This is a genomic window from Nonomuraea sp. NPDC049378 (assembly GCF_055586745.1).
The window spans coordinates 151,930-173,902 of record NZ_JBVJHP010000007.1; the positions used below are offsets into that span (position 1 = coordinate 151,930).

Annotated in this window: 26 protein-coding genes; 10 read left to right on the forward strand and 16 right to left on the reverse strand. The window is 74.0% G+C overall.

The window, feature by feature from the left end:
• Positions 1-84 precede the first annotated feature (84 nt).
• The 4 genes from ACZ6SA_RS17010 to ACZ6SA_RS17025 all read right to left on the reverse strand — a co-directional run bounded on the left by ACZ6SA_RS17010 (position 85) and on the right by ACZ6SA_RS17025 (position 3,208).
• Positions 85-657, reverse strand: a complete 573-nt coding sequence (locus tag ACZ6SA_RS17010) for a TetR/AcrR family transcriptional regulator (RefSeq protein WP_465828794.1) — start codon at positions 655-657, stop codon at positions 85-87.
• 74 nt (positions 658-731) lie between these two features.
• Complete coding sequence (locus ACZ6SA_RS17015; RefSeq protein ID WP_465828796.1) at positions 732-1,595, reverse strand: SMP-30/gluconolactonase/LRE family protein; 864 nt, start codon at positions 1,593-1,595, stop codon at positions 732-734.
• A gap of 72 nt (positions 1,596-1,667) precedes the next feature.
• On the reverse strand, positions 1,668-2,306 hold the full coding sequence (locus tag ACZ6SA_RS17020; RefSeq protein WP_347644403.1) for an NAD(P)-dependent oxidoreductase: 639 nt from the start codon (positions 2,304-2,306) through the stop codon (positions 1,668-1,670).
• Positions 2,307-2,311: 5 nt separating this feature from the next.
• Positions 2,312-3,208: an EamA family transporter gene (locus ACZ6SA_RS17025; RefSeq protein ID WP_465828797.1), complete on the reverse strand. Its 897-nt coding sequence runs from the start codon at positions 3,206-3,208 to the stop codon at positions 2,312-2,314.
• Between the two features lie 77 nt (positions 3,209-3,285).
• Between ACZ6SA_RS17025 and ACZ6SA_RS17030 the strand changes: the two genes are divergently transcribed.
• A complete protein-coding gene (locus ACZ6SA_RS17030; protein ID WP_465828798.1) occupies positions 3,286-3,789 on the forward strand; it encodes a MarR family winged helix-turn-helix transcriptional regulator in 504 nt (167 codons plus the stop codon).
• Between the two features lie 105 nt (positions 3,790-3,894).
• On the opposite strand, the gene ACZ6SA_RS17035 is transcribed toward ACZ6SA_RS17030, so the two are convergent.
• The 7 genes from ACZ6SA_RS17035 to ACZ6SA_RS17065 all read right to left on the reverse strand — a co-directional run bounded on the left by ACZ6SA_RS17035 (position 3,895) and on the right by ACZ6SA_RS17065 (position 10,465).
• Positions 3,895-4,779, reverse strand: a complete 885-nt coding sequence (locus ACZ6SA_RS17035) for a pentapeptide repeat-containing protein (RefSeq protein ID WP_347644405.1) — start codon at positions 4,777-4,779, stop codon at positions 3,895-3,897.
• Between the two features lie 46 nt (positions 4,780-4,825).
• Complete coding sequence (locus ACZ6SA_RS17040; RefSeq protein WP_347644406.1) at positions 4,826-5,608, reverse strand: GNAT family N-acetyltransferase; 783 nt, start codon at positions 5,606-5,608, stop codon at positions 4,826-4,828.
• A 43-nt stretch (positions 5,609-5,651) separates the two neighbouring features.
• Positions 5,652-6,428 carry a polyprenyl diphosphate synthase gene (uppS, locus tag ACZ6SA_RS17045; RefSeq protein WP_347644407.1) on the reverse strand — a complete coding sequence of 259 codons (777 nt, stop codon included), beginning with the start codon at positions 6,426-6,428 and terminating at the stop codon, positions 5,652-5,654.
• Positions 6,415-7,371 carry an RNA polymerase sigma factor SigJ gene (sigJ, locus tag ACZ6SA_RS17050; protein WP_347644408.1) on the reverse strand — a complete coding sequence of 319 codons (957 nt, stop codon included), beginning with the start codon at positions 7,369-7,371 and terminating at the stop codon, positions 6,415-6,417. The genes uppS and sigJ overlap by 14 nt, the downstream gene beginning before the upstream one ends.
• A 160-nt stretch (positions 7,372-7,531) precedes the next feature.
• The gene (locus ACZ6SA_RS17055; protein WP_465828800.1) at positions 7,532-8,527 is read right to left on the reverse strand and encodes a small ribosomal subunit Rsm22 family protein; all 996 of its coding nucleotides are present in this window, start codon (positions 8,525-8,527) and stop codon (positions 7,532-7,534) included.
• On the reverse strand, positions 8,524-9,729 hold the full coding sequence (locus ACZ6SA_RS17060) for an MFS transporter (RefSeq protein WP_347644410.1): 1,206 nt from the start codon (positions 9,727-9,729) through the stop codon (positions 8,524-8,526). The genes ACZ6SA_RS17055 and ACZ6SA_RS17060 overlap by 4 nt, the downstream gene beginning before the upstream one ends.
• A 235-nt stretch (positions 9,730-9,964) precedes the next feature.
• The gene (locus tag ACZ6SA_RS17065) at positions 9,965-10,465 is read right to left on the reverse strand and encodes a hypothetical protein (protein ID WP_465828801.1); all 501 of its coding nucleotides are present in this window, start codon (positions 10,463-10,465) and stop codon (positions 9,965-9,967) included.
• A 151-nt stretch (positions 10,466-10,616) separates the two neighbouring features.
• Between ACZ6SA_RS17065 and ACZ6SA_RS17070 the strand changes: the two genes are divergently transcribed.
• On the forward strand, positions 10,617-11,477 hold the full coding sequence (locus ACZ6SA_RS17070) for an alpha/beta fold hydrolase (protein WP_465828803.1): 861 nt from the start codon (positions 10,617-10,619) through the stop codon (positions 11,475-11,477).
• Between the two features lie 71 nt (positions 11,478-11,548).
• On the opposite strand, the gene ACZ6SA_RS17075 is transcribed toward ACZ6SA_RS17070, so the two are convergent.
• Positions 11,549-11,995: a MarR family winged helix-turn-helix transcriptional regulator gene (locus tag ACZ6SA_RS17075; protein ID WP_465828804.1), complete on the reverse strand. Its 447-nt coding sequence runs from the start codon at positions 11,993-11,995 to the stop codon at positions 11,549-11,551.
• A 96-nt stretch (positions 11,996-12,091) separates the two neighbouring features.
• On the opposite strand from ACZ6SA_RS17075, the gene ACZ6SA_RS17080 reads away from it, so the two are divergent.
• Positions 12,092-13,603: an LLM class flavin-dependent oxidoreductase gene (locus ACZ6SA_RS17080; protein ID WP_465828806.1), complete on the forward strand. Its 1,512-nt coding sequence runs from the start codon at positions 12,092-12,094 to the stop codon at positions 13,601-13,603.
• Here the strand turns inward: ACZ6SA_RS17080 and ACZ6SA_RS17085 are convergent.
• Positions 13,527-14,771 carry an MFS transporter gene (locus tag ACZ6SA_RS17085; RefSeq protein WP_465828807.1) on the reverse strand — a complete coding sequence of 415 codons (1,245 nt, stop codon included), beginning with the start codon at positions 14,769-14,771 and terminating at the stop codon, positions 13,527-13,529. The two genes, ACZ6SA_RS17080 and ACZ6SA_RS17085, sit on opposite strands and share 77 nt — an antisense overlap.
• A gap of 61 nt (positions 14,772-14,832) precedes the next feature.
• Between ACZ6SA_RS17085 and ACZ6SA_RS17090 the strand changes: the two genes are divergently transcribed.
• The 6 genes from ACZ6SA_RS17090 (at position 14,833) to ACZ6SA_RS17115 (ending at position 18,709) form a co-directional block, all read left to right on the forward strand.
• Positions 14,833-15,204 carry a MerR family transcriptional regulator gene (locus ACZ6SA_RS17090; RefSeq protein ID WP_465828808.1) on the forward strand — a complete coding sequence of 124 codons (372 nt, stop codon included), beginning with the start codon at positions 14,833-14,835 and terminating at the stop codon, positions 15,202-15,204.
• Positions 15,205-15,233: 29 nt separating this feature from the next.
• Positions 15,234-15,851: a GNAT family N-acetyltransferase gene (locus ACZ6SA_RS17095; protein ID WP_465828810.1), complete on the forward strand. Its 618-nt coding sequence runs from the start codon at positions 15,234-15,236 to the stop codon at positions 15,849-15,851.
• A 24-nt stretch (positions 15,852-15,875) separates the two neighbouring features.
• Positions 15,876-16,538 (forward strand): class I SAM-dependent methyltransferase, encoded by a 663-nt coding sequence (locus ACZ6SA_RS17100; RefSeq protein ID WP_465828812.1) that lies wholly within the window; start codon positions 15,876-15,878, stop codon positions 16,536-16,538.
• A gap of 134 nt (positions 16,539-16,672) precedes the next feature.
• Positions 16,673-16,939: a hypothetical protein gene (locus ACZ6SA_RS17105; protein WP_465828814.1), complete on the forward strand. Its 267-nt coding sequence runs from the start codon at positions 16,673-16,675 to the stop codon at positions 16,937-16,939.
• 101 nt (positions 16,940-17,040) lie between these two features.
• Positions 17,041-17,883 carry an LLM class flavin-dependent oxidoreductase gene (locus ACZ6SA_RS17110; RefSeq protein ID WP_465828816.1) on the forward strand — a complete coding sequence of 281 codons (843 nt, stop codon included), beginning with the start codon at positions 17,041-17,043 and terminating at the stop codon, positions 17,881-17,883.
• A gap of 46 nt (positions 17,884-17,929) precedes the next feature.
• Positions 17,930-18,709 carry a TetR/AcrR family transcriptional regulator C-terminal domain-containing protein gene (locus ACZ6SA_RS17115; RefSeq protein WP_347644780.1) on the forward strand — a complete coding sequence of 260 codons (780 nt, stop codon included), beginning with the start codon at positions 17,930-17,932 and terminating at the stop codon, positions 18,707-18,709.
• 23 nt (positions 18,710-18,732) lie between these two features.
• Here ACZ6SA_RS17115 and ACZ6SA_RS17120 read toward each other — a convergent pair whose 3' ends face one another.
• Together ACZ6SA_RS17120 and ACZ6SA_RS17125 are read right to left on the reverse strand one after the other, a co-directional pair.
• Positions 18,733-19,095, reverse strand: a complete 363-nt coding sequence (locus ACZ6SA_RS17120; RefSeq protein ID WP_443153415.1) for a DUF4180 domain-containing protein — start codon at positions 19,093-19,095, stop codon at positions 18,733-18,735.
• A 73-nt stretch (positions 19,096-19,168) separates the two neighbouring features.
• A complete protein-coding gene (locus ACZ6SA_RS17125; protein WP_465828819.1) occupies positions 19,169-19,564 on the reverse strand; it encodes a helix-turn-helix domain-containing protein in 396 nt (131 codons plus the stop codon).
• Positions 19,565-19,753: 189 nt separating this feature from the next.
• Between ACZ6SA_RS17125 and ACZ6SA_RS17130 the strand changes: the two genes are divergently transcribed.
• Positions 19,754-20,542, forward strand: a complete 789-nt coding sequence (locus tag ACZ6SA_RS17130) for a hypothetical protein (RefSeq protein ID WP_465828821.1) — start codon at positions 19,754-19,756, stop codon at positions 20,540-20,542.
• 64 nt (positions 20,543-20,606) lie between these two features.
• Here the strand turns inward: ACZ6SA_RS17130 and ACZ6SA_RS17135 are convergent, their stop codons facing one another.
• A complete protein-coding gene (locus ACZ6SA_RS17135; protein ID WP_465828823.1) occupies positions 20,607-21,950 on the reverse strand; it encodes a 6-phospho-beta-glucosidase in 1,344 nt (447 codons plus the stop codon).
• Between the last annotated feature and the right edge of the window lie 23 nt (positions 21,951-21,973).

Genomic DNA, 21,973 nt, shown 5'->3' on the forward strand with positions numbered 1-21,973 from the left:
CCAGGTCGCCGCCGCGCTCGGCGACCAGGTAGGCGCGACCCGGGTGATCGGTTTCATGCTTCTTCCCTTGCGTACGGAATGGCGCTAGGAGGACACGCGCCAGTGGGTGAGCGCGTTGTCGAGCGCGTCTAGGATCTTCTCCCACGAGGCCTGCAGGTCGCGCGGATGGCCGAACCCGCTGCTCGCCTCGATGGCGAAGAACCCCTGGTACGTGCTGCGCAACAGGCGGATGGCATCGGTCAGGTCGGGCTCCGGCAGCCCGTACGCGCCCAGGTGGGCGTACGTGATGGCCATGATCCGCTGGTGGCCGGAGGACCCGGCGACGGCCTCGGGGGCCAGGGCCATCTGGGTGGCCTGGTAGCGGCCGGGACAGTCGCGCGCGAAGTCGCGCCACGCGTTGGCGAACCCCGCCAGCGACTCCTTGCCCGCCCGGCCCGCCGTCGCCGTGGCGAGGCGGTCGGCGAGCTCGCCCGCGGCGCGCACCGCCACGCGGGTGCGCAGGTCGCGCATGTTCTTGACGTGGGAGTAGAGGCTCGCGTCGGCGACGCCGAAGCCGCGCGCCAGCGCGGACAGCGTGATGTTGTCGAACCCGACCACGTCGGCCAGGTCGGCCGCCGCCTCCGTCACCCGGTCGGCGGTCAGTCCGGCACGCGCCATGGGCCACCTCCACTCCGTCAACCTATGCCTCCTAGGTTTTAGCCTAGAGAGGGACGGTTACGCAAGCCGGAGGATCAGAGGGCGGCGGGCAGGACCGGGCGGCCGCGCACGCCCGGGTCGGCGGCGAAGAGCGCGCCCGCGGCGGGCTGCTCGCCCCTGTCGACGTCGAGCGCGGAGGTCGTGATGAACAGCCGGTCGAGGCCGTCGCCGCCGAACGCCACCGCCGTGACCTTGCGTACGGGCAGGGTGACGACCGCGTCGAGCCGGCCTCCCGCGTCGTACCTGTGCACGGCCCCGCCCTGCCAGAGCGCCACCCACACCCCGCCCTCGGCGTCCACGGTCAGCCCGTCGGGCGCCCCCTGGTCCGGGTCGACGACCGCGAAGGGCCGGCGCCCGCTCAGCCCGCCGTCAGGGGTGTAGTCGAGCACGTCCACGCGGCCGGTCTCGGTGTCGGCGTAGTAGGCCAGGCTCCCGTCGGGGCTGAAGTCGAACCCGTTGGAGATCGTCACTCCTGGCAGCACCACGCGCAGCTCCCCGTCCGGCCCGGCCACGTAGAACGAGCCGCGCCCCGGGGTGGCGTCGTAGGCCATGCTGCCGATGTAGAAGCGGCCGTCGGGGTCGCAGCCGCCCTCGTTCATCCGGATGGAGGGGTCGGTCCACGCCTCGCCCAGGGAACGCAGCGGGGCGTCGAGGTCGTCGGAGTCGGCCAGGAGCAGCTCGCGCTCGGCCGCGACCACGTAGCCGCCGGAGACGCGGGGCCGTACGACGGCGGCGAGCGCCCCCGCGTGCCGGCGGCGTACCCCTCCGCCGGCGTCCAGCGCGAGCACGTCACCGGCGAGCATGTCGACCCAGCGCAGCCCGCCCCAGCGGCTGGACCACACGGGCCCCTCGCCGTGCTCGGCGACGGGATCGGTCACGGTGTACGCGGCGACGGTCATGCGGCTCTCCTCAGCGGGATCACGGGGGCGTGGTTCACGACTCTAACGGCGGCCCGCCGCCGGGCCGCGGCGTCAGTACGCCACCGTGAACCTGCGCCGGCGATGCCGGGGGCGCTCGGCCTCGTCGAGGAGCGCCACGGCGAGGTCCTCCATGGAGATCACCGAGCGGCCGTCCGCGCCGACCAGCAACTCGTCGGCGCCGAGCCGGTAACGGCCGGTGCGCTCGCCCGGCTCCAGCAGCGCCGGCGGGCTCAGGTAGGTCCAGTCGGCGCGCGGCGCCGTGCGGCAGGCGGCGAGCTGGGCTTCGCAGGCCAGCGCGATGGGCCGCCAGGAGGGCGGGAAGTCCGGGGCGTCGACGACGGTGAGCCCGCCCGTGCCGGGCACGGTCAGCCCGGCCGCGCCGCCGACGAGCAGCAGCCGCACGCCGGTCACCGAGACCCCGGCCAGCAGGGACTCGGCGGCGGTCACCAGCTCGTGCTCGCGGCCGGGCCCGGGTCGGGTGGCGCTGATGACCAGATCCTGCCCGGCGCTGAGCGCGGCGACGTCGCCGATGTCCGACGCGTCGCCGCGGCGGATCTTCGCGCCGGAGTGCGGCAGCGGACGGCGGGCGGGGTCGCGGACGACGGCGGTGACGTCGTGGCCGCGCGACAGCGCCTCGGCCAGCGTCCTGGTGCCGACGGCTCCGGCTGCGCCGAAGAGGGTGATGCGCATGGCGGTCAGGATTCCTTACCTGCGAGCACGGCCTGCGCCGGCCGCGGCCGCGCGGGGCGGAGCTGGGCGGCGACGAGCGCGGCCAGGACGACGACCGCGCCGAACGCCTGGGCGGCGGTGAGAGCCTGGCCGAGCACCAGCCAGCCGAGCGCGGTGGCGACCACGGGGCTGAGCAGGCCGAGGAACGTCACCTGGGTCGCCGACAGCCGTCCCAGTCCCCAGAACCACAGGGCGTAGGCGAAGGCGGAGCCGATGACGGCGAGATAGGCGTACCCGGCGAGGTTGGCGGTCGTGAGGACGGCGGGCGGCGGCCCTTCGACGAGCAGGGCCACGGGAAGCAGCAGCAGGCCGCCGGCGACGAGCTGCCAGCCGGTGGTGGCCAGCAGCGGCGCGGGCGAGCGCCACCGCTTGCTCAGCACGACACCGGTGGCCATGACGGCGGCGCCGCCGAGGGCAGCGGCGACGCCGAGCGCGTCGAGGCGCGCGTCGGCGCGGAGCACGAGCAGGCCGACTCCCGCCACGCCCGCCACGGCCGCCAGCGCGGTGCGCAGGGACAGGCGCTCGGCGAGCAGCCCGGCCGACAGCAGCGCGACGAGCAGGGGCTGGACGGCCCCGACGGTCGCGGCCACACCGCCGGGCAGGCGGTAGGCGCCCACGAACAGCAGCGCGAAGAACACCCCGATGTTCAGCGCCCCCAGCACCAGCGAGCGCCACCACCAGATCCCCTTCGGCAGGCGCCGGGTGATCGCCAGGAGCAGCAGCCCGGCGGGCAGGGCCCGGATCAGCGCCGCGAGCAGGGGCCGGCCGGGCGGCAGCAACTCGGTGGTGACCAGGTAGGTCGTCCCCCAGATGGAGGGGGTCAACGCGGTCAGCAACACGATTCCCGTTTGATTTCTTAGCACTAAGACAAAGTAACTCATCGCTAAGATACTTGCCTAGGTGATGTACCTCACCGCTAAGACATCGCTAAGCTGGAAGAGTGGCAGATCACGTCGACCTCGTGCTCCAACAGTGGGCCGCCCAGCGCCCTGACCTGGACGTCTCCCCGATGGCGGTCATCGGCCGGCTGTCGCGGCTGTCGCGGCTGATCACCGCCGAGCTGCGCCGCACCTTCGACGCCCACGGGCTCGACCCGGCCTCGTTCGACGTGCTGGCCACGCTGCGCCGCAGCGATCCCCCGCACCGGCTGACGCCCGCCGTGCTGATGCGCGCGTCCATGGTCACCTCGGGGGCCGTCACGCAGCGGCTCGACCGCCTGGAGGCGCGCGGCCTGGTGACGCGCGCCCCGAGCGACCTGGACGGGCGCGGCGTCCACGTGACCCTCACGGACGAGGGGCGCACGTTGATCGACGAAGTGCTGCCGCACCACATCGCGACGGAGCAGCGTGTGCTCGCCGCGCTGCCGGAGGAGCGGCGCGACGACCTCGCCGACGCGCTGCGCGCCCTGCTGGAATCCCTGGGCGACACGACCGGCCCCGCCTGAACGCGGGCACCCCCGGCCCGGCGCGGGCGCCCGCCGCGCGGGCTCCCGTCCTCCCCGGCAGCACCCCGGCCGGGCGAGGTGCCGGGCGGCGGTCAGCGGTGGTGATCAGCGGCGACGGCCGGCGCCGCGCGCTCTTCCCCCGCCCCTTGCGCGCGGCCGGGACGGCCGGTCCTGCGGGGCGGACCAGTGCGCCGGTCGGGTGAGCGCGGCGGGCAGGCGGGTCGCCCGGTCGCCCCTGGCGGAGTCGAGCTGGGGCTGGGTGAGGAAGAGAGCGCCGTCGAGGTCGGCCCCCGACAGGTCGGCGCCGCGCAGATCGGCCCCGATGAGGTCGGCCTCGCGCAGGTCGGCTCCCCTCAGGTCGGCCCCGATCAGGTACGCCCCGCGCAAGCTGGCCGCGCGCAGGTCGGCGCCGCGCAGGCGGGCCCCGATCAGGTCGGCTCCTCGGTGATCCTTGCCGGCACGGCCCGCCCTGACCAGCTCACTGACCCGCAGCAGCAGCGTGTTGACGCGCACCCGCTCCGCCTCCACGTCGACCTTCTCCAGCTCGCCGGCGCTGCGCAGGGTGAGGCGCTCGGTCGCGGCGAGGGCCTCGGCCAGCTCCGCGTGCACGGGCCGGGCGGCGTCGAGCGCCAGCGCCTCCGCCAGATACCACAGCAGCTCGTGCAGCTGCCGCATGATCGGGAACACGGAGTACATCAGCCGGGCCGTGCCCGGCGCCTCCCGCCAGCTCGTGCCCTCGAACGTGACCTGCGAGACCTTCTGCCCCGCCCCGAAGCAGTCGAAGACCGTGCAGCCGGCGAAGCCGCTCTGCCTGAGCCGGTCATGGATGGAGCAGCGGAAGTCGTCGCGCAGATTGCGGCAGGGCTGCCCGGCGTCCTTGTCGGCGGCGAAGTCGGCCGAGGCCGAGAACGGCAGCGCCACGCAGCACAGCCCGAAGCAGCTCTCGCAGTCGGCCAGCAGGCCGAGCTCGCGCGGGTTCGTTCCGGGCACGTGCAGGTCTCCTCGCGGGTGACGGGGTGTGGCCCACCCACCCTAGTCAAGGATGCGTGTACGGCGTCGTGGTGGTGAGCGCGGCGAATCCCAGCCGCTCGAGTATGGGACGGCTCTGGCTGGACGCGTCCACCTGCAGGTAGGGGTGGCCGAGCGCGACCGCCTCGCGGGCACGCCACGCGACCAGCGCGCGGTAGACGCCCCGCCCGCGCCATCCGGGCACGGTCCCGCCGCCCCACAGCCCGGCGAAGCCGGTGCCTGGATACGGGTCCAGCCGGGCCGCGCTGACCGGCTCGTCGCCGGCCAGGGCGAGCACGGCGTTGAGCGTGCCGGCCGCGAGCCGGTCGAGGAGCTGCCTCCTGAGGTGGTCGCCGTGGCGCTCCCCGACGAGGCCGAACGCCCGGTCGTGCACGCCGGCCATCAGCTCCACCCCGTCGGCGCCGGTCACCGGGACCAGGCGGACGCCCTCCGGCTCGGCGGGCGGGCCCGCTGCGATCGCGGCGGACTCGGCCACCATGACCGTCTCCTCGGGCTCGGCGGTGAACCCGGCCGCCAGCAACCGGTCGCCGAGGTCGGCGGGGCGGTCGTGGGCGTACAGCTTCCACTCGAACGCCAGCCCCAGCGACCCGAAGTGCCGCACCTGCCCGGCGATCTCCGCGTCCGCGTCCTGCTCGTCGAGGCCGGACCACAACACGCCGTTCCAGCCGTGCGCGAGGCCGGTCTGGCGCACCACGCCGCCCGCCCGCTCGACCCGCATCCCCGGCCCGTCGGGGCGGGCCTCCCGCCGCAGTTGCCGGTCGAACAGGGCCAGCACGTCGTCATTGTTCACCCGGACACCTCAGCATCGCCGCGCGTGCCGGGCAACCGGTTTTTCACCCGCCGTAGCGGCGTTGCCGCGCCGCGAAACTCCGCAGCGCGCGCAGGAAGTCGATCTCGCGGAAGGCGGGCCAGTACGCCTCGCAGAAGTACAGCTCGGAGTAGGCCGACTGCCAGAGCAGGAAGTTCGACATGCGCTGCTCCCCGCTGGTACGGATCACCAGGTCGGGGTCGGGCTGCCCGGCGGTGTACAGGTGCGGGGCGATGTCGTCGACGGTCAGCGTGGCGGCCAGGTCCACCATGGACTGTCCCGACTCGGCCCGCTCGTACAGCAGCTCGCGCAGGGCGTCGACGACCTCCTGGCGGCCGCCGTACCCGATGGCGAGGGTGAGGTGGAAGCCGGTGGCGCACGTGCGGGTCGCCTCGACGGCGCTCTTGAGGGCGCGGGCCGTGGTGTCGGGCAACATGTCGAGCATGCCGGCGACGTGGACCTGCCAGCGGGCGTCCGGCCGGTCGAGCTGCTCGGCGACCATGCGCTCGATCACGCCCAGCAGGGAGGCCACCTCCTCGTCGCCGCGGCGCTGGAGGTTCTCCGTCGAGCAGAGGAACACGGTCAGATGCTTGATGCCCAGCCCCTCGCACCACGCCATGACGTCGGCGATGTGCTCGGCACCGGCTTTGTGGCCGAGGCCCGGATGCGCCAGGCCCTTCTGCTTGGCCCAGCGCCGGTTGCCGTCGATGATCAGGCCGACGTGGCCGGGGAGCGGGCCCGCCATGACCTGCCGGCGCAGGCGCCGGGCGTAAAAGGCGTGAAGGAGGTCAGTCGTCTGCACCCTCACAGGATGGCGTGCCCGGACGGTCGGTATCGGATCTTTCCGGATTTCCGTCGGTGATCCGTACCAGCTTGTCGGGGTTGGTGACGGCGTAGATGCCGGCCACCTGCTCGCCGTCGGGGGTCAGGTCCAGCACCATCATGCCGAACGGCGCGTCGCCGTCGAACAGCACGGCCGACGGGTCACCGTTGATCTCCCGGTGACGCACCTCGAGCCCTTGCGGTGCGCGCCCGGCGCCCGCGGCCAGGAGCCTGGCCACCTTGTCACGGCCGCGGACGGGACGCAGGCGGGCAGGCGCGGGAGCCTTGCCTCCGCCGTCCGACCACAACGTCACGTCGGGGGCCAGCAGCCGCAGCAGCGCCGCCAGATCGCCGCCGAACACCGCCGCCAGGAACTTCTCCGTGGCCTTGCGCCGCACCCCTGGATCGACGTCGTAGCGGGGACGGCGGGCGTGGACGTGCTCGCGGGCGCGGTGGGCGAGCTGGCGCACGGCCGGCGGCGTACGGTCGAGGATCCCGGCAATCTCGGTGTGGGCGTAGCCGAACACCTCGTGCAGCAGGAACACGACGCGTTCGAGCGGAGTGAGCGACTGGAGCACCACGAACAGGGCCATCGACACCGACTCGGCCCGCACCGCGGGGTCGGCCGCGTCCTCGCGCTCGGTGACGAACGGCTCGGGCAGCCACGGGCCGACGTACTCCTCGCGCCGCCTGCTGACGCTGGCCTGGCGGGCCAGCGCCGCGTTGACCGCGATCCGCACCAGGTAGGCGCGCGGGCTGGCGACCGGCTCACCGGCCGACGGCACGCTCCGCCTGGCCCAGGACAACCACGTCTCCTGCAGCACGTCCTCCGTGTCGGCGACGCTGCCGAGCATGTTGTAGACGATGGAGAACAGCAGCTCACGGTGGTCGATGAAGACCTGCGTGGCCTGCTCGTCGGACATCGCGGCGTTCCTCCCTGCGCGGCTTGCGGCTGTCACGGACCCAGAGCCCGTACGCCCCGTGAGTGTGACATCGGCGCCGCGAATGTGACCGGCGTCTCTTCCTGCGCACGGGCGGCGACAGGGTGGCGGCGGTTCCCGTACCCCGCCGCTACCCCGCCTCCTAGCTCACGTCACCTCCGTCACCGGCACGCGGCCAGGCGTCTCCCCAGCCGGTGTCCCTGGCCAGCCGGTAGAGCCCGCCCTGGCGTCTGGACACGGTCACGTCGCGGACCGCCTCCTCGTCCGTGCACACCCGCAGCGACACCATGCCCTTGCGACTGCGCGGATGACGTACGACCCTGCCGCCGGCCCGGGGCCACCGCGACGTCGTGGCGGCCACGTAGGAGAACCTCTCGTCCTCGAAGCCGAGGGTGCCCGCCTTGACCCTGCGGTGCAGCGCGCTCCTCGGCAGCCGTACGGAGAAGTGGCACCAGTCCTCGCCCTGCCGGATCGGGCAGGGGCCGTCGTGGGGGCAGGGGGCGACGACGGTCATGCCGCGTCCGGCCAGAATGTCCCGGGCGGCGGCGATGGTGGCGTACCCGGACGGGGTGCCGGGCTCGACGACGACCACCATGGCGGCGTCCGCGGCCAGCCAGCGCACCGCCCCCGGGCGGTCCTCCGGGGGGAGCTCGCCCAGGGCGTACGCCATGGTGACCAGGTCGGCCGCGGGCCGGTCGAGGCCCGGCCGGACGGACGCCCGCCGCCACGTGGCACCGCTCAGCGCCGGCGAGGCGCGGGCCAGGCGGCGGCCCAGGCCGATGGCGTGCGGGTCGCGTTCGACGACGGTGACCTCCTCGATGGACGGCCAGGTCGTGGCCGCCGCCCAGACGGCCGCCCCGGTGCCGCCGCCGGCGTCGAGGTGGCTGCGGGGCAGGAATCCCGGCACCGCCGCCCGGCGCAGGGCGGCGGCGGTGGCGGCGTACGTGGCGGGCATGCGGACCGCGGCGTAGGCGGCGACGTCGGCCTCGCCGCGCAGGTGCACGCCGCCGGTGGCGGCGCCCGCGCGGTAACGCTCGGTGAGCCGCGCCGCCGCGTCAGCCAGGTCGTGCGCCGGGTGGCGGGCGAGCTCCCGGTCGAGCGCGGCTCTGAGCTCGCCGGGAAGCGCGTACGCGTTCACAGCGCCCTCGCCCCGGCGAGCGGCCGCCACGCGGCTGCGGCGATGGCGGCCGTGACGGCGGCGGCCAGCCAGTAGGGCGCCGTGATCGTCGTGGTCCGGGCCAGCAGCCCGCCCAGGAGCGATCCGAGCGCCGCGCCCCCGACGTCGATCAGCGCGCCGGCCCCGCTCACCCGGCCCATCAAGTGGGCGGGCACGACCTGCTGGCGCAACGTCGTCGCGACCACGCCCCACACCATGGTGTGGATCCCGAACACGACCAGCACCGCCGCCGCGACCAGCGGGGCAGTCGTGGCGGCCAGCGCGGCGTGGGTGCCGGCCTCGATGATCAGCCCCGCCCGCAACAGGGCCGTCGCCCCGAACCTGGCCCGCAGCCGCACCGCCAGCGCCGTGCCGGTCAGCCCGCCGACGCCGAACGTGGTGAGCAGCAGCCCGTAACCCACCTCGTCCAGCCGCAGCCGGTCGCGCGCGTACAGCACGAAGACCGCGAACGCCGCGCAGAACACGATGTTGGCCAGTCCCATGCTGAGCGCGAGCGTGCGCATCAGGCGGTGGCGCCACAACCACCGCAGCCCGGCCGCGATCTCGGCGCGCAGCCCGCCGGTGCCGTCCCGCGGCTGCGCGGGCACCGGCCGTACGGTGGCCACCAGCGCGGCCGCGACCGCGAACGACACCGCGTCCACCCCGAACGGCAGGGCCGCCGCGGCGGCGAACAACCCCGCGCCGATCGGCTTGGCCAGGAACTGGTTGGCGAGGGTGAAGGTGGCCATCAGCCGCGCGTTGGCGGCGGCGAGCCGCTCGGGCGCCACGACGGCGGGCACCATCGCCGCGGTGGCCGTGTCGGCGAGCGTCTCACCCGTGCCGAGCAGGAAGAACGCCAGGTAGATGACGGGGATGCCGGTCGTGCCCGTGGCCACGGAGACGGTCAGCGCGCCGAGCACCAGGGCGCGCAGCAGGTTGACGGCGACGATGAGCCTGCGCCGGTCGAGCCGGTCCGCGTACGCGCCGCTGATCAGCGCGAAGAGCAGCCACGGCAGTTGCTGGGCGAAGGCGGCGCCGGCGACGAGCGCCGGGTCGTTCGTGAGGGAGGCGACGAGCAGCGGCCCGGCGGCCATGGTGATGCCGTCGCCGAGGTTGGAGACCGCGGAGGCGGCCCAGAGTCTGGTGAAGTCCGCGCCGAGCCGCGCGGAGGTGAGGGCACGCAAAAGAGCTCCTCGGAAGGAAGGGAAACGGTCGTGTGCGCGTGCGACCGCTCCAGGCGAGGAGCCTCATGCGCCGGAATGGGTCCGGCGGCACCGTGCCCGCGGGGGATCTGCCGCATCGCACCGCCGTCGCGGCGGTCCGACGAGCAGGTCCCCGTCAGTGAGGCGTCTCGGGCCCTCGCCTCGAAGCGGCGGCGTTGGCCATGCAGGTGCGCATACGGACCCCTCTCCGTCGGTGTCACCGGTCCTGGACGTCTCCGATCTTCTGATATCGGGCCGGGGCGCGGCCACCGCTTTTCGCCCGGTGCTCCCCGAGCGGCCGCCGGGCGTGGTGCCCGCGGCGTACGTCACGCGTGGCCAGGAACAGCAGCACCGCCCACACGGCGCAGTAGGCGCCGAAGAGCGCGCCCCCGCGATCGGTCACCAGCGCGCCCCCCGTCATCCCCACCGCGCCCACCGCGGCGACCGCCGTGCAGACCCAGTGCGCCCAGAGCACCACCAGGTACGGCAGGCGCCCCGTGAACCGGATCCGTCCCGCCAGCAGGATCGCCATGATCACCACCCCGGACGCCACGTTGCCCCACTGCGCCAGCGCCACCTGGCCGGGCCCGTAGGCGAGGTAGCTGTCCGGCGACACCTGTGGCCCGCCGGTGACGCCCAGCTTGCCCTCCAGGGCGTAGACGACCTTCGACGCCACGTACAGACCCGTCCATGCGACACCCGCCATCACGATTCTCATGGCACCGACTCTGCCGACGGGGCCGCCGCCGGGGCTCCCCCGCGAGGGGGATGGGTTTCCCCCCGAAGAGCCGTTCCCGCGGCTGTGCCCACAGCTGTGCCCACGGCGAACGGCCGCGCTCGCGCAACCGTCCCGCGGTAGCGTCCCCGGCATGGTGACGATCGGCGGCGTCGAGATCGCCTGCGAAGAAGCGGGCCCCGGGGAGCCGGCGGGCACCGTGGTCCTGGCGCACGCGGGGGTGGCCGACATGCGCATGTGGGACCACCAGTTCGCGGCGCTGTCGCGGCGCCACCGCGTGATCCGCTACGACTGGCGCGGCCACGGCCGGTCCGGCGACGCCCAGGGCGAGGTCTGCCACCACGAGGACCTGCTCGCCGTCATGGACGCCATGAAGATCGAGCGGGCGGCCCTGATCGGCTGCTCGATGGGCGGCGCGTACGCCGTGGAGGCCGCGCTCGCCGCCCCCGGCCGGGTCGCCGCGCTCGCCCTGATCAGCTCGGGCCTGGCCGGTCACCGGTGGCCGCGGGCGATGCTCGATCAGGCCCGCGACCGCGTGCACACCTCGGTGCCGCCCGACCGGCTGGCCCGCTACCGCGCCGGCGCCGCAGGCCACGTCGACCCCGCCGACGTGCGCGCGATGGCCGAGGCTCACACGTTGTGGCAGGTCGCCGGCCCTGACCGCGGTCGTGATGCCCTCTCCGAGGAGGTGTGGGCGGCGGCGGTGGAGATGTGCGGGCTGGTTTTCCGACGGTCGTGGTCCGGCCCCAGGTCAGCCGAACGCCACCTCGACCCGCCCGCGGCCACCCGCCTGCCCGAGGTCGCCGTGCCTGCCCTGGTGATCAACGGCCTGTCCGACGTGCCCGGCATCCAGGAGGTCTCCCGCCTGCTCGCGGAAGGCATCCCCGGGGCCCGCCGCCTCGACCTGCCGGACACGGGTCATCTGGCTCCGCTGGAACGGCCCGCGGAGGTGACCGCGGCCCTGACGGCGTTCCTCTCCGAGGTCTTCACCTGACGCGCCCGTTCACCCGCCGGAGCCGAGGGCGGCCCGTTCGCCTGACGGAGCCGCCTTCCTGAGGGCCGCGTTCACCCGCCGGAGCCGCCACCCTGGGAGCCGCGCGCGGACAGCATGCCGGCGATGGCCGAGACCAGCAGTTCCTTGTCCTGCTCCGGCAGGTCCGCCGCCAGTGCCTCCAGGCGCCGGGCGACCTCGTCGTGCGCCAGCACCGCGACCCGGCGGCCGTCGCCGCTCAGCCCGATGCGGCAGGCGCGCCGGTCGCGGGCGTCGCGCGCACGCACGACCAGGCCGCGCCCGGCCGCACGGTCCACGAGCCCGGTCAGGCTCGACTTCTCCAGGTGGAGGCTGCGGGCCAGGTCCGTCATCCCCACCGGCCCGTCCACCAGCAGGCACAGCAGCTGGGCCTGCTGCGGCGTCAGGTCGTGCTCCTTGCCGACCTCGACGAACACCTGCTGAACCAGGTGCGCCAGGCGCACGAGCGCGTCGGTGAACCCCAGCACGGGCTGTCTCGTCATGACCACGGCACGAGTCTAATTGACAGTGGTTTGCCATCCGAACTAATTTACTTTCAACTGTTCGTAATGCCAACCATTTGCCCGGGGGACCGCCTCATGCCCGACTACGGTCACGACCTGCTCTTCAGCGCCAACATCGTGCCGCACGCCCAGCACGCGGACACCGTCGTGGCCACCGCCCAGCTGGCCGAACGCGCCGGGCTCGACCTGGTCACCTTCCAGGACCACCCCTACCAGCCCGCCCTCCTCGACACCTGGACACTGCTCTCCTACGTGGCCGCCGCCACCGGCACCATCCGCCTGGCCGGCAACGTGCACCCGCTGCCGCTGCGCCCGCCGGCCATGCTCGCCCAGGCAGCCGCCAGCCTCGACCTGCTCAGTCACGGGCGCTTCGAGCTCGCCCTCGGCACCGGCGGCTACTGGGACGCCATCGCCTCCATGGGCACGCCCCGCCTGGCCCCCGGCCAGGCCGTCGACGCGCTGGAGGAGGGCATCCGGATCGTCCGCGCGGCCTGGGACACCGACGCCCCGGGCCGCATCCGCTTCGACGGCCGGTATCACCAGGTCGAGGGGCTGCGGCGGGGGCCGCGCCCGGCCCACGACATCGGCATCTGGCTCGGCGCGTACAAGCCCCGCATGCTCCGCCTCACCGGCCGGCTGGCCGACGGCTGGCTCCCCTCGCTCCCCCACCTCCAGACCACCGGCAAGCTCGGCGAGGGCAACGCCGTCATCGACGAGGCCGCCGAGGAGGCCGGCCGCTCGCCCCGCGACATCCGCCGCCTGCTCAACCTCGGCGAGGAGCTCCCGCCCGCCCAGCTCGCCGAGCTCGCCCTCACCCACGGCATCAGCGTCTTCACCCTCCTCGCCGGCGACCCCCGCCGGATTGAGCGCTTCGCCGCCGAGACCGCCCCCGCCGTCCGCGAGCTCGTCGCCACGGAACGAGCCGCCGGCGCCCACCTCTCCGCCGGACCGGAGGGCGCCCGGGCATCCCTCGAAACGGACGGCACCCATGTGTCCGCCGGCCCGGACGACGCTCCCGACGACGGCGTACGGCTGACCGACGGCCGCGTGTGGGACGAGAGCACCCGCCCCACCGCGCCCCGCCCCGACCGCTCCAGGAGCCGCACCCCGCACCGGCAGTCGGACGGGCGGCACCTCGTCGACGTCCACGACCACCTGCGCGCCGAGCTGGCCCAGCTGCGCGATCTGGTCGACCAGGTCGCCGCGGGAACGCTCGACGCCGCCTCCGCCCGCTCGAAGATCAACACGCTCACCATGCGGCAGAACAACTGGACCCTGGGCGCGTACTGCGAGTCCTACTGCCGGCTCCTCACCCTGCACCACTCGGCCGAGGACACCGCGCTCTTCCCGCGCCTGCGCAGCGCGGAGCCCGGCCTCGCCCCCGTGCTCGACCGGCTGGAGGAGGAGCACCACGCCATCCACGAGATCATCGAGCGGGTCGACCGCGCCCTCGTGGCCTTCGTCGCCGAACCGGGCGGCCTCGGCAACCTGCGCGCCGCCGTCGACCTGCTCACCGACAACCTGCTGTCCCACCTGTCGTACGAGGAGCGCGAACTGGTCGAGCCCCTGGCCAGGCACGGTCTCTAGCGGCCCGGCGGCCGGGGAAGGCGTGCCGGCGCGCCGCGAGCACGATCGCCAGGGCGACCGCCACCAGCGGCAGGGCCGTCCACGGCAGCGCGCCCGCGCCGGCGCCCTCCAGCACCAGCCCGCCGGCCAGCGACCCGCCCGCGATGCCGGCGTTGTACACCGTGGTCTGCATGGAGGTGGCCACGTCGGCGTTCTCCGGCCCCGACGCGTTCACCAGCGCCGTCTGCAGCAACGTCGGCACGCCTCCGAAGGCCGCGCCCCACAGCGCCACCGCCGCCAGGGAGGCCGGTCCCCCGAGCGCGCCCAGCACGACCATCGCCCCCGCCACCACGGCCAGCACCGCCACGAGCGTCGCGCGCAGGGCCCGGTCGATGACCGCGCCCACCACCCAGATCCCCGCGACCGTCCCCACGCCGAACACCAGCAGCACCGCGCTCGTCCGCCCGGCCCCGGTCAGCGCGGCGAGCGGCGCCAGGTACGTGTACACCGCCTGGTGCCCAACCAGCACCAGCACCGTCACCCCCAGCACCGTCGCGACCCCGGGAACGGCGGCGACCCGCCGCAACGGCACGCGCCCGGCCGCGGCCTCACCGGGGAAGCCGGGGACCGTGGCCAGCACCCACCCCACCAGGACGACCGCCGCGACGGCCAGCGCGCCGAACGCGGCCCGCCATCCGAACATCCCGGCCAGCGCCGCACCCGCCGGGATGCCCGCGCACAACGCCACCGTGATCCCGGCGGAGACGATCGCGATCGCCCGCCCCCGCCGCTCGGGCGGCACCATCCGCGCCGCGTAACCGACCAGCATCGCCCACAGGATCCCGCCCATCGCACCGGCCAGCACCCGGACCCCGAACGTCACCGCGTACGACGAGGACAGCGCGGTCGCCGCGTTGCACGCGGCGAACCCCACCAGCGTCCCCACCAGCACCGGCCGCCGGGGGAAGCGCCGCAGCAGCGCCGTCAGCGGGATCGCCGCCAGGAACGACGCCACCGCGTACGCCGTCACCAGGAACCCGGCCCGCCCTTCCGGCACCTCCAGCGCCGCTCCGATCTGCGGCAGCAGCCCGGCGGGCAGCAACTCCGTCATCACCGCCGTGAACGCCGCCGCGAACAACGCCAGCAGTCCCGGCCACGGCATTCTCCCGCCACGCACCCCATCAGCCATGGGACTAGGCTGAAACCTTCACATCAGTGTGAAGGCAAATCCCAGCGGACCGAGGCCTGCCATGAGAATCGGGGAACTCTCCCGGAGCACCGGCGTCCACACGCGCATGCTGCGCTACTACGAGGAGCAGGACCTCCTCCACCCGGAACGCGCGGACAACGGCTACCGCGTCTACCCGCCCTCGGCCGTGCACCGGGTCCAGCAGATCCGCGGCCTGCTCGACTCGGGGCTCACGACGGAGATCATCCGCCGCATCCTCCCGTTCCTCGACGGGCCCGGCGGGATCCACCTGCACCCGGAATGCCTCACGCCCGAGCTCGCCGGCCTCCTGGAGGCCGAGGCGGAGCGCATCCAGCAGCGTATCGACTGCCTCGCCCGCAACCGCGACGCCATCCGGGCCTACCTGGCCGCCGTACGCGATCTGCGGAGCTGATCCCACCGCCCTCCTTTACTATGTAGATCATGGATTCGCTGACCGAACTCCTCGCGGAGGTGCAGCGCGGCCGGCCGCCCGCGGCGGACGGCGGCGTGACGATCGTGCCCCAGCCGTCACCCCGCGACGCCGGCGTGATCGCCTTCACCGCGCACACGGTGGTCTTCACCGATCTCGACCCGGGCTGGGTCCGTGACCGGCTCCCGGCCGACGACCTGTCCGCGCCGCTCTGCCCGCCGTTCCTGCAGGCCATGGCGGACAGGACCGGCCGGCGGATCGGCAACGTCGACCTGCTGGGCCTGGCCACGCCCCTCGACGGCCCTCCGCCCGTCCCCCTGGGGGAGGTCACGGACAGCGGACATCCTCGGGTGGCGCGGGCCCGCAGGTTCCGCGACGCCGTACGCGTGTGGACCGGCCAGGGCGGCCTGCTCGCCGTGGGGCGCGGAGTGGCCGGACGGTGGGAGATCGCCGTGGAGGTCGAGCCGGGACACCGCGGCCGAGGAGCGGGCCGGACGCTGGCCACGTGCGCCAGGCACCTCGTCCCCGAGCCGGTGTGGACGCAGGTCGCCCCGGGGAACGCGGCCGCCGTACGGGCGTTCCTCGCGGCGGGATACCGGCCCGTCGGGGCGGAGGTCCTGCTTGCCTGACCGCCCCCGGGGCAGGCTGATGAGGTGCCGACCGAACAGGAGGTGACCGGCATGGGCCGCGGAAAGCTCCTGCGCCACCACCACGAGCATTCCGGCACCATCGACCATCCGCGCGCCTACGAGCTGTTCTCCCGGCTGGGCTACGCGGGGCGCAGGCGGCTGGTGTTCACGCAGCTGGCCGCACTGGCCGGCGCCGGACCCGGCGACCGGGTGCTGGACGTGGGCTGCGGCACCGGCTACCTCACCCGCCACCTGGCGCCGCTGGTGGCGCCGGGCGGCCAGGTCGTCGGCGTGGATCCGTCGCCGCGGATGATCGCCTACGCCCGCCACCGCGCCCCGGCGAGCTGCGTCTACCTGGTGGGCGAGGGGCAGTCGCTGGACCTGCCCGGCGGGCCGTTCGACGTGGTGGTCTCCAGCCTTGCCGTGCACCACATCCCGGCCGGGGCGCGGGAGACCGCCGTCCGGGAGATGTTCCGCGTGCTGCGTCCGGGCGGCAGGCTGCTGATCGCGGAGTTCCGGCCGCCGCGCCGGCCGCTCGCGCGCCGGTTGACCGGCCTGGTGAGCGGGCACGCCTGGCCCGACCCCGGGGAGACGCCGGCCGCACTGGCGCGGGCCGCCGGGTTCCGCGTGCGGGCCGAAGGCGACCTGTGGCCGCTGCTGTGCTACCTGCGGGCGGTCAGGCCGTAGTCCCGCACCAGAGGTCAGCGCGGAGTCCGGCGCGGCCGCCCTGTTGATCAAAAGAGGGCGTGGCGCTCCCTAGCCCCACAAGATCGCTACGTATAGTGATGACCGATGTCACTTCGTGATTACAGGGGGAGATCATGAGAAGTACCCTCATCGCCACCGGCGGTGCACTGGCCGCGGCGGCCGTGGTGTTCGGGGCCGGCGCGGCCGCCGCCGAATCCGGCCGGCACCCGCACCACTGTGACCTCGCGGTGAACGAAGACTCGACCTACCACCACGTGACGCATCACGGAAGGTTCGCCGGCACCCGCGACATCGACGCCTGCGCCCCGGGCCACGACCACGGGCGCGGCAACCCGCACCGGGGCGGCCGCAGCTGGGTGTTCGACTGGCTCAGCCGCTGACATCCCGCGACCTGCCCGGTCCCGGCCCCCGGCGCAGGGGTGCCGGGACCACGGCCTCTCCGCCGCGTCTCCCGGCCGTGCGCATTCGGTAGCCTGTCCCGGTGCGACTCGGCGTGAACGTTCCCAACTTCGGCCCCGGCACCGACCCCGGCATCCTGCGGCGGTGGGCGCAGACCGCCGAAGGGCTGGGGTTCGACCTGCTGATGGTGTCCGACCACGTGGTGATCACCCCCGACGTGGCGCAGAAATATCCGGCGCCCTTCTACGAGCCCTTCACCACCCTCGCCTGGCTCGCCGGGTGCACCAGCCGCATCGCCCTCGGCACGACCGTGCTGATCGTCCCCTACCGGCACCCGCTGCTCGTGGCCCGCATGGCGGCCAACCTCAACGACCTCAGCGGCGGGCGGCTGGTGCTGGGCGTCGGCGTCGGGTGGGCGCGGCAGGAGTTCGAGGCGCTCGGCGTGGCGCACGAGCGGCGCGGCCGGCTGACCGACGAGCATCTCGCGGCGATCCGCGCCGCCTGGGCCGCCGAGCACGACTACCGCTCCGGCTCCATACCGATCTGGGTGGGCGGCAACAGCGACGCGGCCCTGCGCAGGGCGGCACGGTTCGGCGAGGCCTGGCACCCGCTCAAGAACACCATGCCCTACCTGCGGGAGACCTGGCCGCGGCTGAAAGACCTCGCCGCCGAGCAGGGACGGCCGGCGCCCGGCCTGGCGCCCAGGATTCTGCTGCGGGTCACCGCGTCCCCCGTCACGGGCCCCGAGCGGCTCGCGGGCGAGGGCACGATCGAGCAGATCGCCGACGACCTCGAGCAACTGCGCCTGCTCGGGGCGGAGACCGTCGTCCTCGACCCCTTCTCCGGCGACCCCGACGAGACTCTCCACCCGGAGGCGGCCTGGGAGATGATCGCCGCGGTGGCCGCCCGCAGAGGCGCCCGCTGATAGCCTTTATGGCGTAAAGAGTTTGTTCCGCGTGGGGAGTTCCGCGTTGGTCGTCTTCGCCGGGCAGGGTGACGCGCGCCGTTCCATGGCACTGCTGTGGCGCACGGGAGAGCCGGGAGAGGTGCGGCCCGGCCCCAAACCTGGGCTGAGCGTCGACGCGATCGTCGACGCCGCCATCGCCGTGGCCGACAGCGAGGGCATGGCGGCGCTGTCCATGCGCAGGGTCGGCGAGCGGCTCGGCCGCACCGGGATGGCGCTCTACACCTACGTGCCGAGCAAGGGCGAGCTGGTCGACCTGATGTACGACCGGGCCCTCGCGGAGTTGCCCACCGGGCACGACCTGAGCGGCGGGTGGCGGGCGGCCGTCACGTCGTGGGCCGAGGACGTGCTGGCGTTCTACCTGCGGCATCCGTGGGTGCTGCAGGTGTCGCAGGCGCGGCCGGTGCTGGGGCCCAACGAGTTCGCGATGCTGGATGGCCTGGTCCGGATCCTGCGCGAGACCGGCCTGCGGCCGCGCCGGATGCGGGGGGTCGTGGCTCTGCTGTCCGACTTCGTCCGAGGCGCGGCGCGGACCGTCTCCGAGTCGCGGCAGGCGCCGTCGGCGACCGGGGTGTCCGACGAGGAGTGGTGGCGGGCCCGCTCGTCGCTGCTGGAGGAGGTGGCGCCCGGGTTCGCCGCCCGGTTCCCCATGGTGACGTGGGTGGAGTCGGAGGACGACGGGCCCGCGACGGACGAGCCCTACCTCGAACACCGGGTCGGCGAGACGTTCGCCGGGGGCCTGGCCGTGCTCCTCGACGGCATCGAGGTGGCCGTGAAGTCCGGCTGAGCCTCCGGGCCGGTCCGCTCGCCTCAGCGCCGACCGGCGGGGCCGTCCCGGCCCGACCGCCGTTCCGCCAGCTCGTCGAGGTCGCGTACGAACCAGATGTGCTCGCCCCGGTTCGACTCGGTCACCCACGCCTCCAGCGCGGAGCCGGGAGGGGCGAGACGGGAGACGTCGCCGACCACCGCCAGGCCGATCCGGTAGTTGACGAACTTCTGCGCGAACTCGCCTGCGACACCGCTGCGCAGGACGAAGAAGTCGTCGTGCAGGCGCTCCATGGGGACGGCCACCCAGGTGGCCTGCCGCCCCCAGGCCTCGCCGATCAGGTCGAGCGCGTCGCGGGTCTCGCGCAGGGGCTCGCCGTGCGGGTCGCAGACGTACAGGTCGGGCATGGTGGTCTCCAGTCAGTGATCCGGCCAGTGATCCAGTCGGTGATCCAGTCAGCGATCGGGTTCGGCGGCGAGGTCATGGGCGCACGAGGGCGTCGACCATCCGCAACACCTGGGCGGTCTCCTCGAGCCCGCCCAGAACGATGATCTTCAGGTGGGAGCGCTCCTCGTCGTGGACGAACTCCACGCGCAGCCCGCGCGGCTCGCCGGCCAGGGCACCCAGGACCATCGTGCTGACGCGGTCCATGTCGGCCCTGGCGATGCCGTCGATCTGCACGATGCTCGACACCTCGGCGCGGCGCGCGGGCGCGGCGACCGGCAGGCCGGTGAACGCCGCCAGGTCCTCCTTGGCGATGCGGTACCGCTTGCCGATCCGGACGGCGGGCAGCCGTCCGTCACGCACGTAGTTACGCACGGTCTTGACGTGCAGCCCCAGCTGGGCCGCCACCTGCTCCACGGTGTAATGCTCCATAACGCTCCCTATTATGGGGCATGTAAGGGAGCGATAGGGACTTGCAGAACCTATACAAAGCCTGTCACACCTTCTCCTACGCGCCGTCTCACGGATCGGTTCTCCCGCGGCACCCCCGACTAAAGTCAACGTCCCTACGTACCGAACGGCAGATGTGGCGGTCTCCCCCCGCGCGCCAGGCTTCCTGGCATGCCACTGATCACCATCGCTCCCACGCCGGTTCACCCCAATGCCTGGTTTCCCGGGCGCTTCCTCGGAGGCGGCGCCCTGGTGCTCGGGCCGCTCCTGTGGTTCGCCGGGTTGACGCTGCGCCACCTGGCGCAGAGCACGGCGGAGTTCACGCCGCAGCAGCGGGCGTACTTCGCCACGCAGCCGTTCGCCGCGCCCGAGCAACTGGCCGCCTACACCGTGAACCCGGGGCTGGCCACGGCCGGCTACGCCTGTTACACGGCGGGAGCCATCGTGTTGTGCCTGGCCATCGTCGTCCTGGCCCGGGTGGCTGCCGCCCGCTCACCCTGGCCGGCCCGCGTGGGCGGCGCGATGGTGGTCATGGGGCTGTTCTCGCGCCTGTACTGGGCGGGTGTGGACGAGACGGCCCTGCAGCTCATCGGGACGCTCGGGCTCGAGCGGACGACCGAGATCGTGATGGACCTGTACGCGGACATCTCCTACGGGCCCTGGCGCGTGCCGGTTTCCGCGGCCTTCGGCCTTTACATCGGGACGCTGCTCCTCGGTCTGGCCGCCTTCCGCTCGGGCACGTTCGGCACCGGGCGGCTCGTGTTGTTCCTGTTCTCGGGCTGGCTGTGGACCGGCGTGCTGAAGAGGAGCGAGCTGATCGACGGGGTTCTGTCAGGCGCTGCCCTGTGCCTGGTGCTCGTGCCGCTCGGGATCAAGGTGCTGCGCGATGCCGTGCCGGAGCTGCGCACGCGAGCCGAGCCTGCCGGGGACAGGGCCCCGTTGCGGGTGCTCAGCTGGTGACAGGCCCCTCCTGGCATGCGATGTCCTGGTGAATGAGTCGTCGCGCGCCGGAGACCCGCGCGGATCAGGGCCGGGAGAAGACCGCGTCCAGCTCCGGGATGCGGGCCCGGTAGCCGTCGAGCAGTTCGCGGGCCACCCCTGCCGAGTCGACCAGCGGATGCAGCGCGAACGCCGCAGCCGCCAGCCGCGGCGACCCCGACAGCGCCGCCTCGATGACCGTCTGCTCCACCGCCTTCACCTGCTGGACCAGGCCGAGGAAGCGACCGGGGAGCGGCCCGGCGGCCAGCGGCCGCGCTCCTCCGCCGCCCACCGCGCACGGGATCTCCACGACCGCGTCGGCGGGCAGCCCGGGCACCGCGCCGCCGTTGCGCACGTTGAGGATCATGGTGGACGGCTCCCCGCGCGCGATGGCGGCCATGAGCGCGAGCGCGATGCCTTCGTAGCCGCCCGCCTCCAGGTCGGCGTCGTCGCGCTCGCCGGCCGCGGTCACGTCGCGGGCCTCGGCCATGTACGACTCGTCACGCTCCCTGCGTGCCCTCTCCCATGCGGTCAGGGCGTCGCCCGGCCGGGCCCGCACGGCCGCGTAGAAGTCGTCCTGCTGCCGCAGCAGGGTCTCGCCACGGGTGCGGCCGGAGATCGCGGCGACCGACTCGCGGGTGAAGTAGTAGTAGTACAGGTATTCGTTGGGGATCGCGCCCAGCGTGCGCACCCAGTCGGCGCCGAAGACGCGGGCCTCCTCCACCTGCCGCAGTGCCGCGTCGTCGGCGAGCAGGCGGGGCAGGACGTCCTCGCCCTGGTGGGTCAGGCCGCACAACCAGCCGAGGTGGTTGAGCCCCACGTACGCGGGCGACACGCGTGCCGGGTCGAGCCCGAGCGCGGCGGCGGCCCGGCGCACCAGCCCGATCGGCGAGTCGCAGATGCCGATCACGCGGTCGCCGAGCACCTGGCGCATGGCCTCGGTGATCATGCCGGCGGGGTTGGTGAAGTTGATGACCCAGGCCTGGGGGGCGAGGGCGGCCACCCGCTCGGCCACCCGCACCGCGACAGGGACGGTGCGCAGGCCGTAGGCGATGCCGCCGGGGCCGGTCGTCTCCTGGCCGAGCAGGCCCAGTTCCAGAGCGACCCGTTCGTCGGCGACGCGGCCCGCCAGCCCGCCGACGCGGATGGCGGAGAAGACGAAGTCCGCGTCGCGCAGCGCGGTGTCCAGGTCGGTGGTGACGCGCACCTTGGGCGGGTCGTCGTGCCCGGCGGCCTGGGAGCGCAGCACGTGCCGGACGGCCTCGAGCCGCTCGGCGGACACGTCGTGGAGCACCACCTCGTCCACGCGTGGCTTGGCGGCGTCGCGCAGGAGCGCGCCGTAGACGAGCGGGACCCTGAAGCCTCCGCCTCCGAGGACGGCCAGTCTCATCCGCACCCCTTCATGTGAGAAGC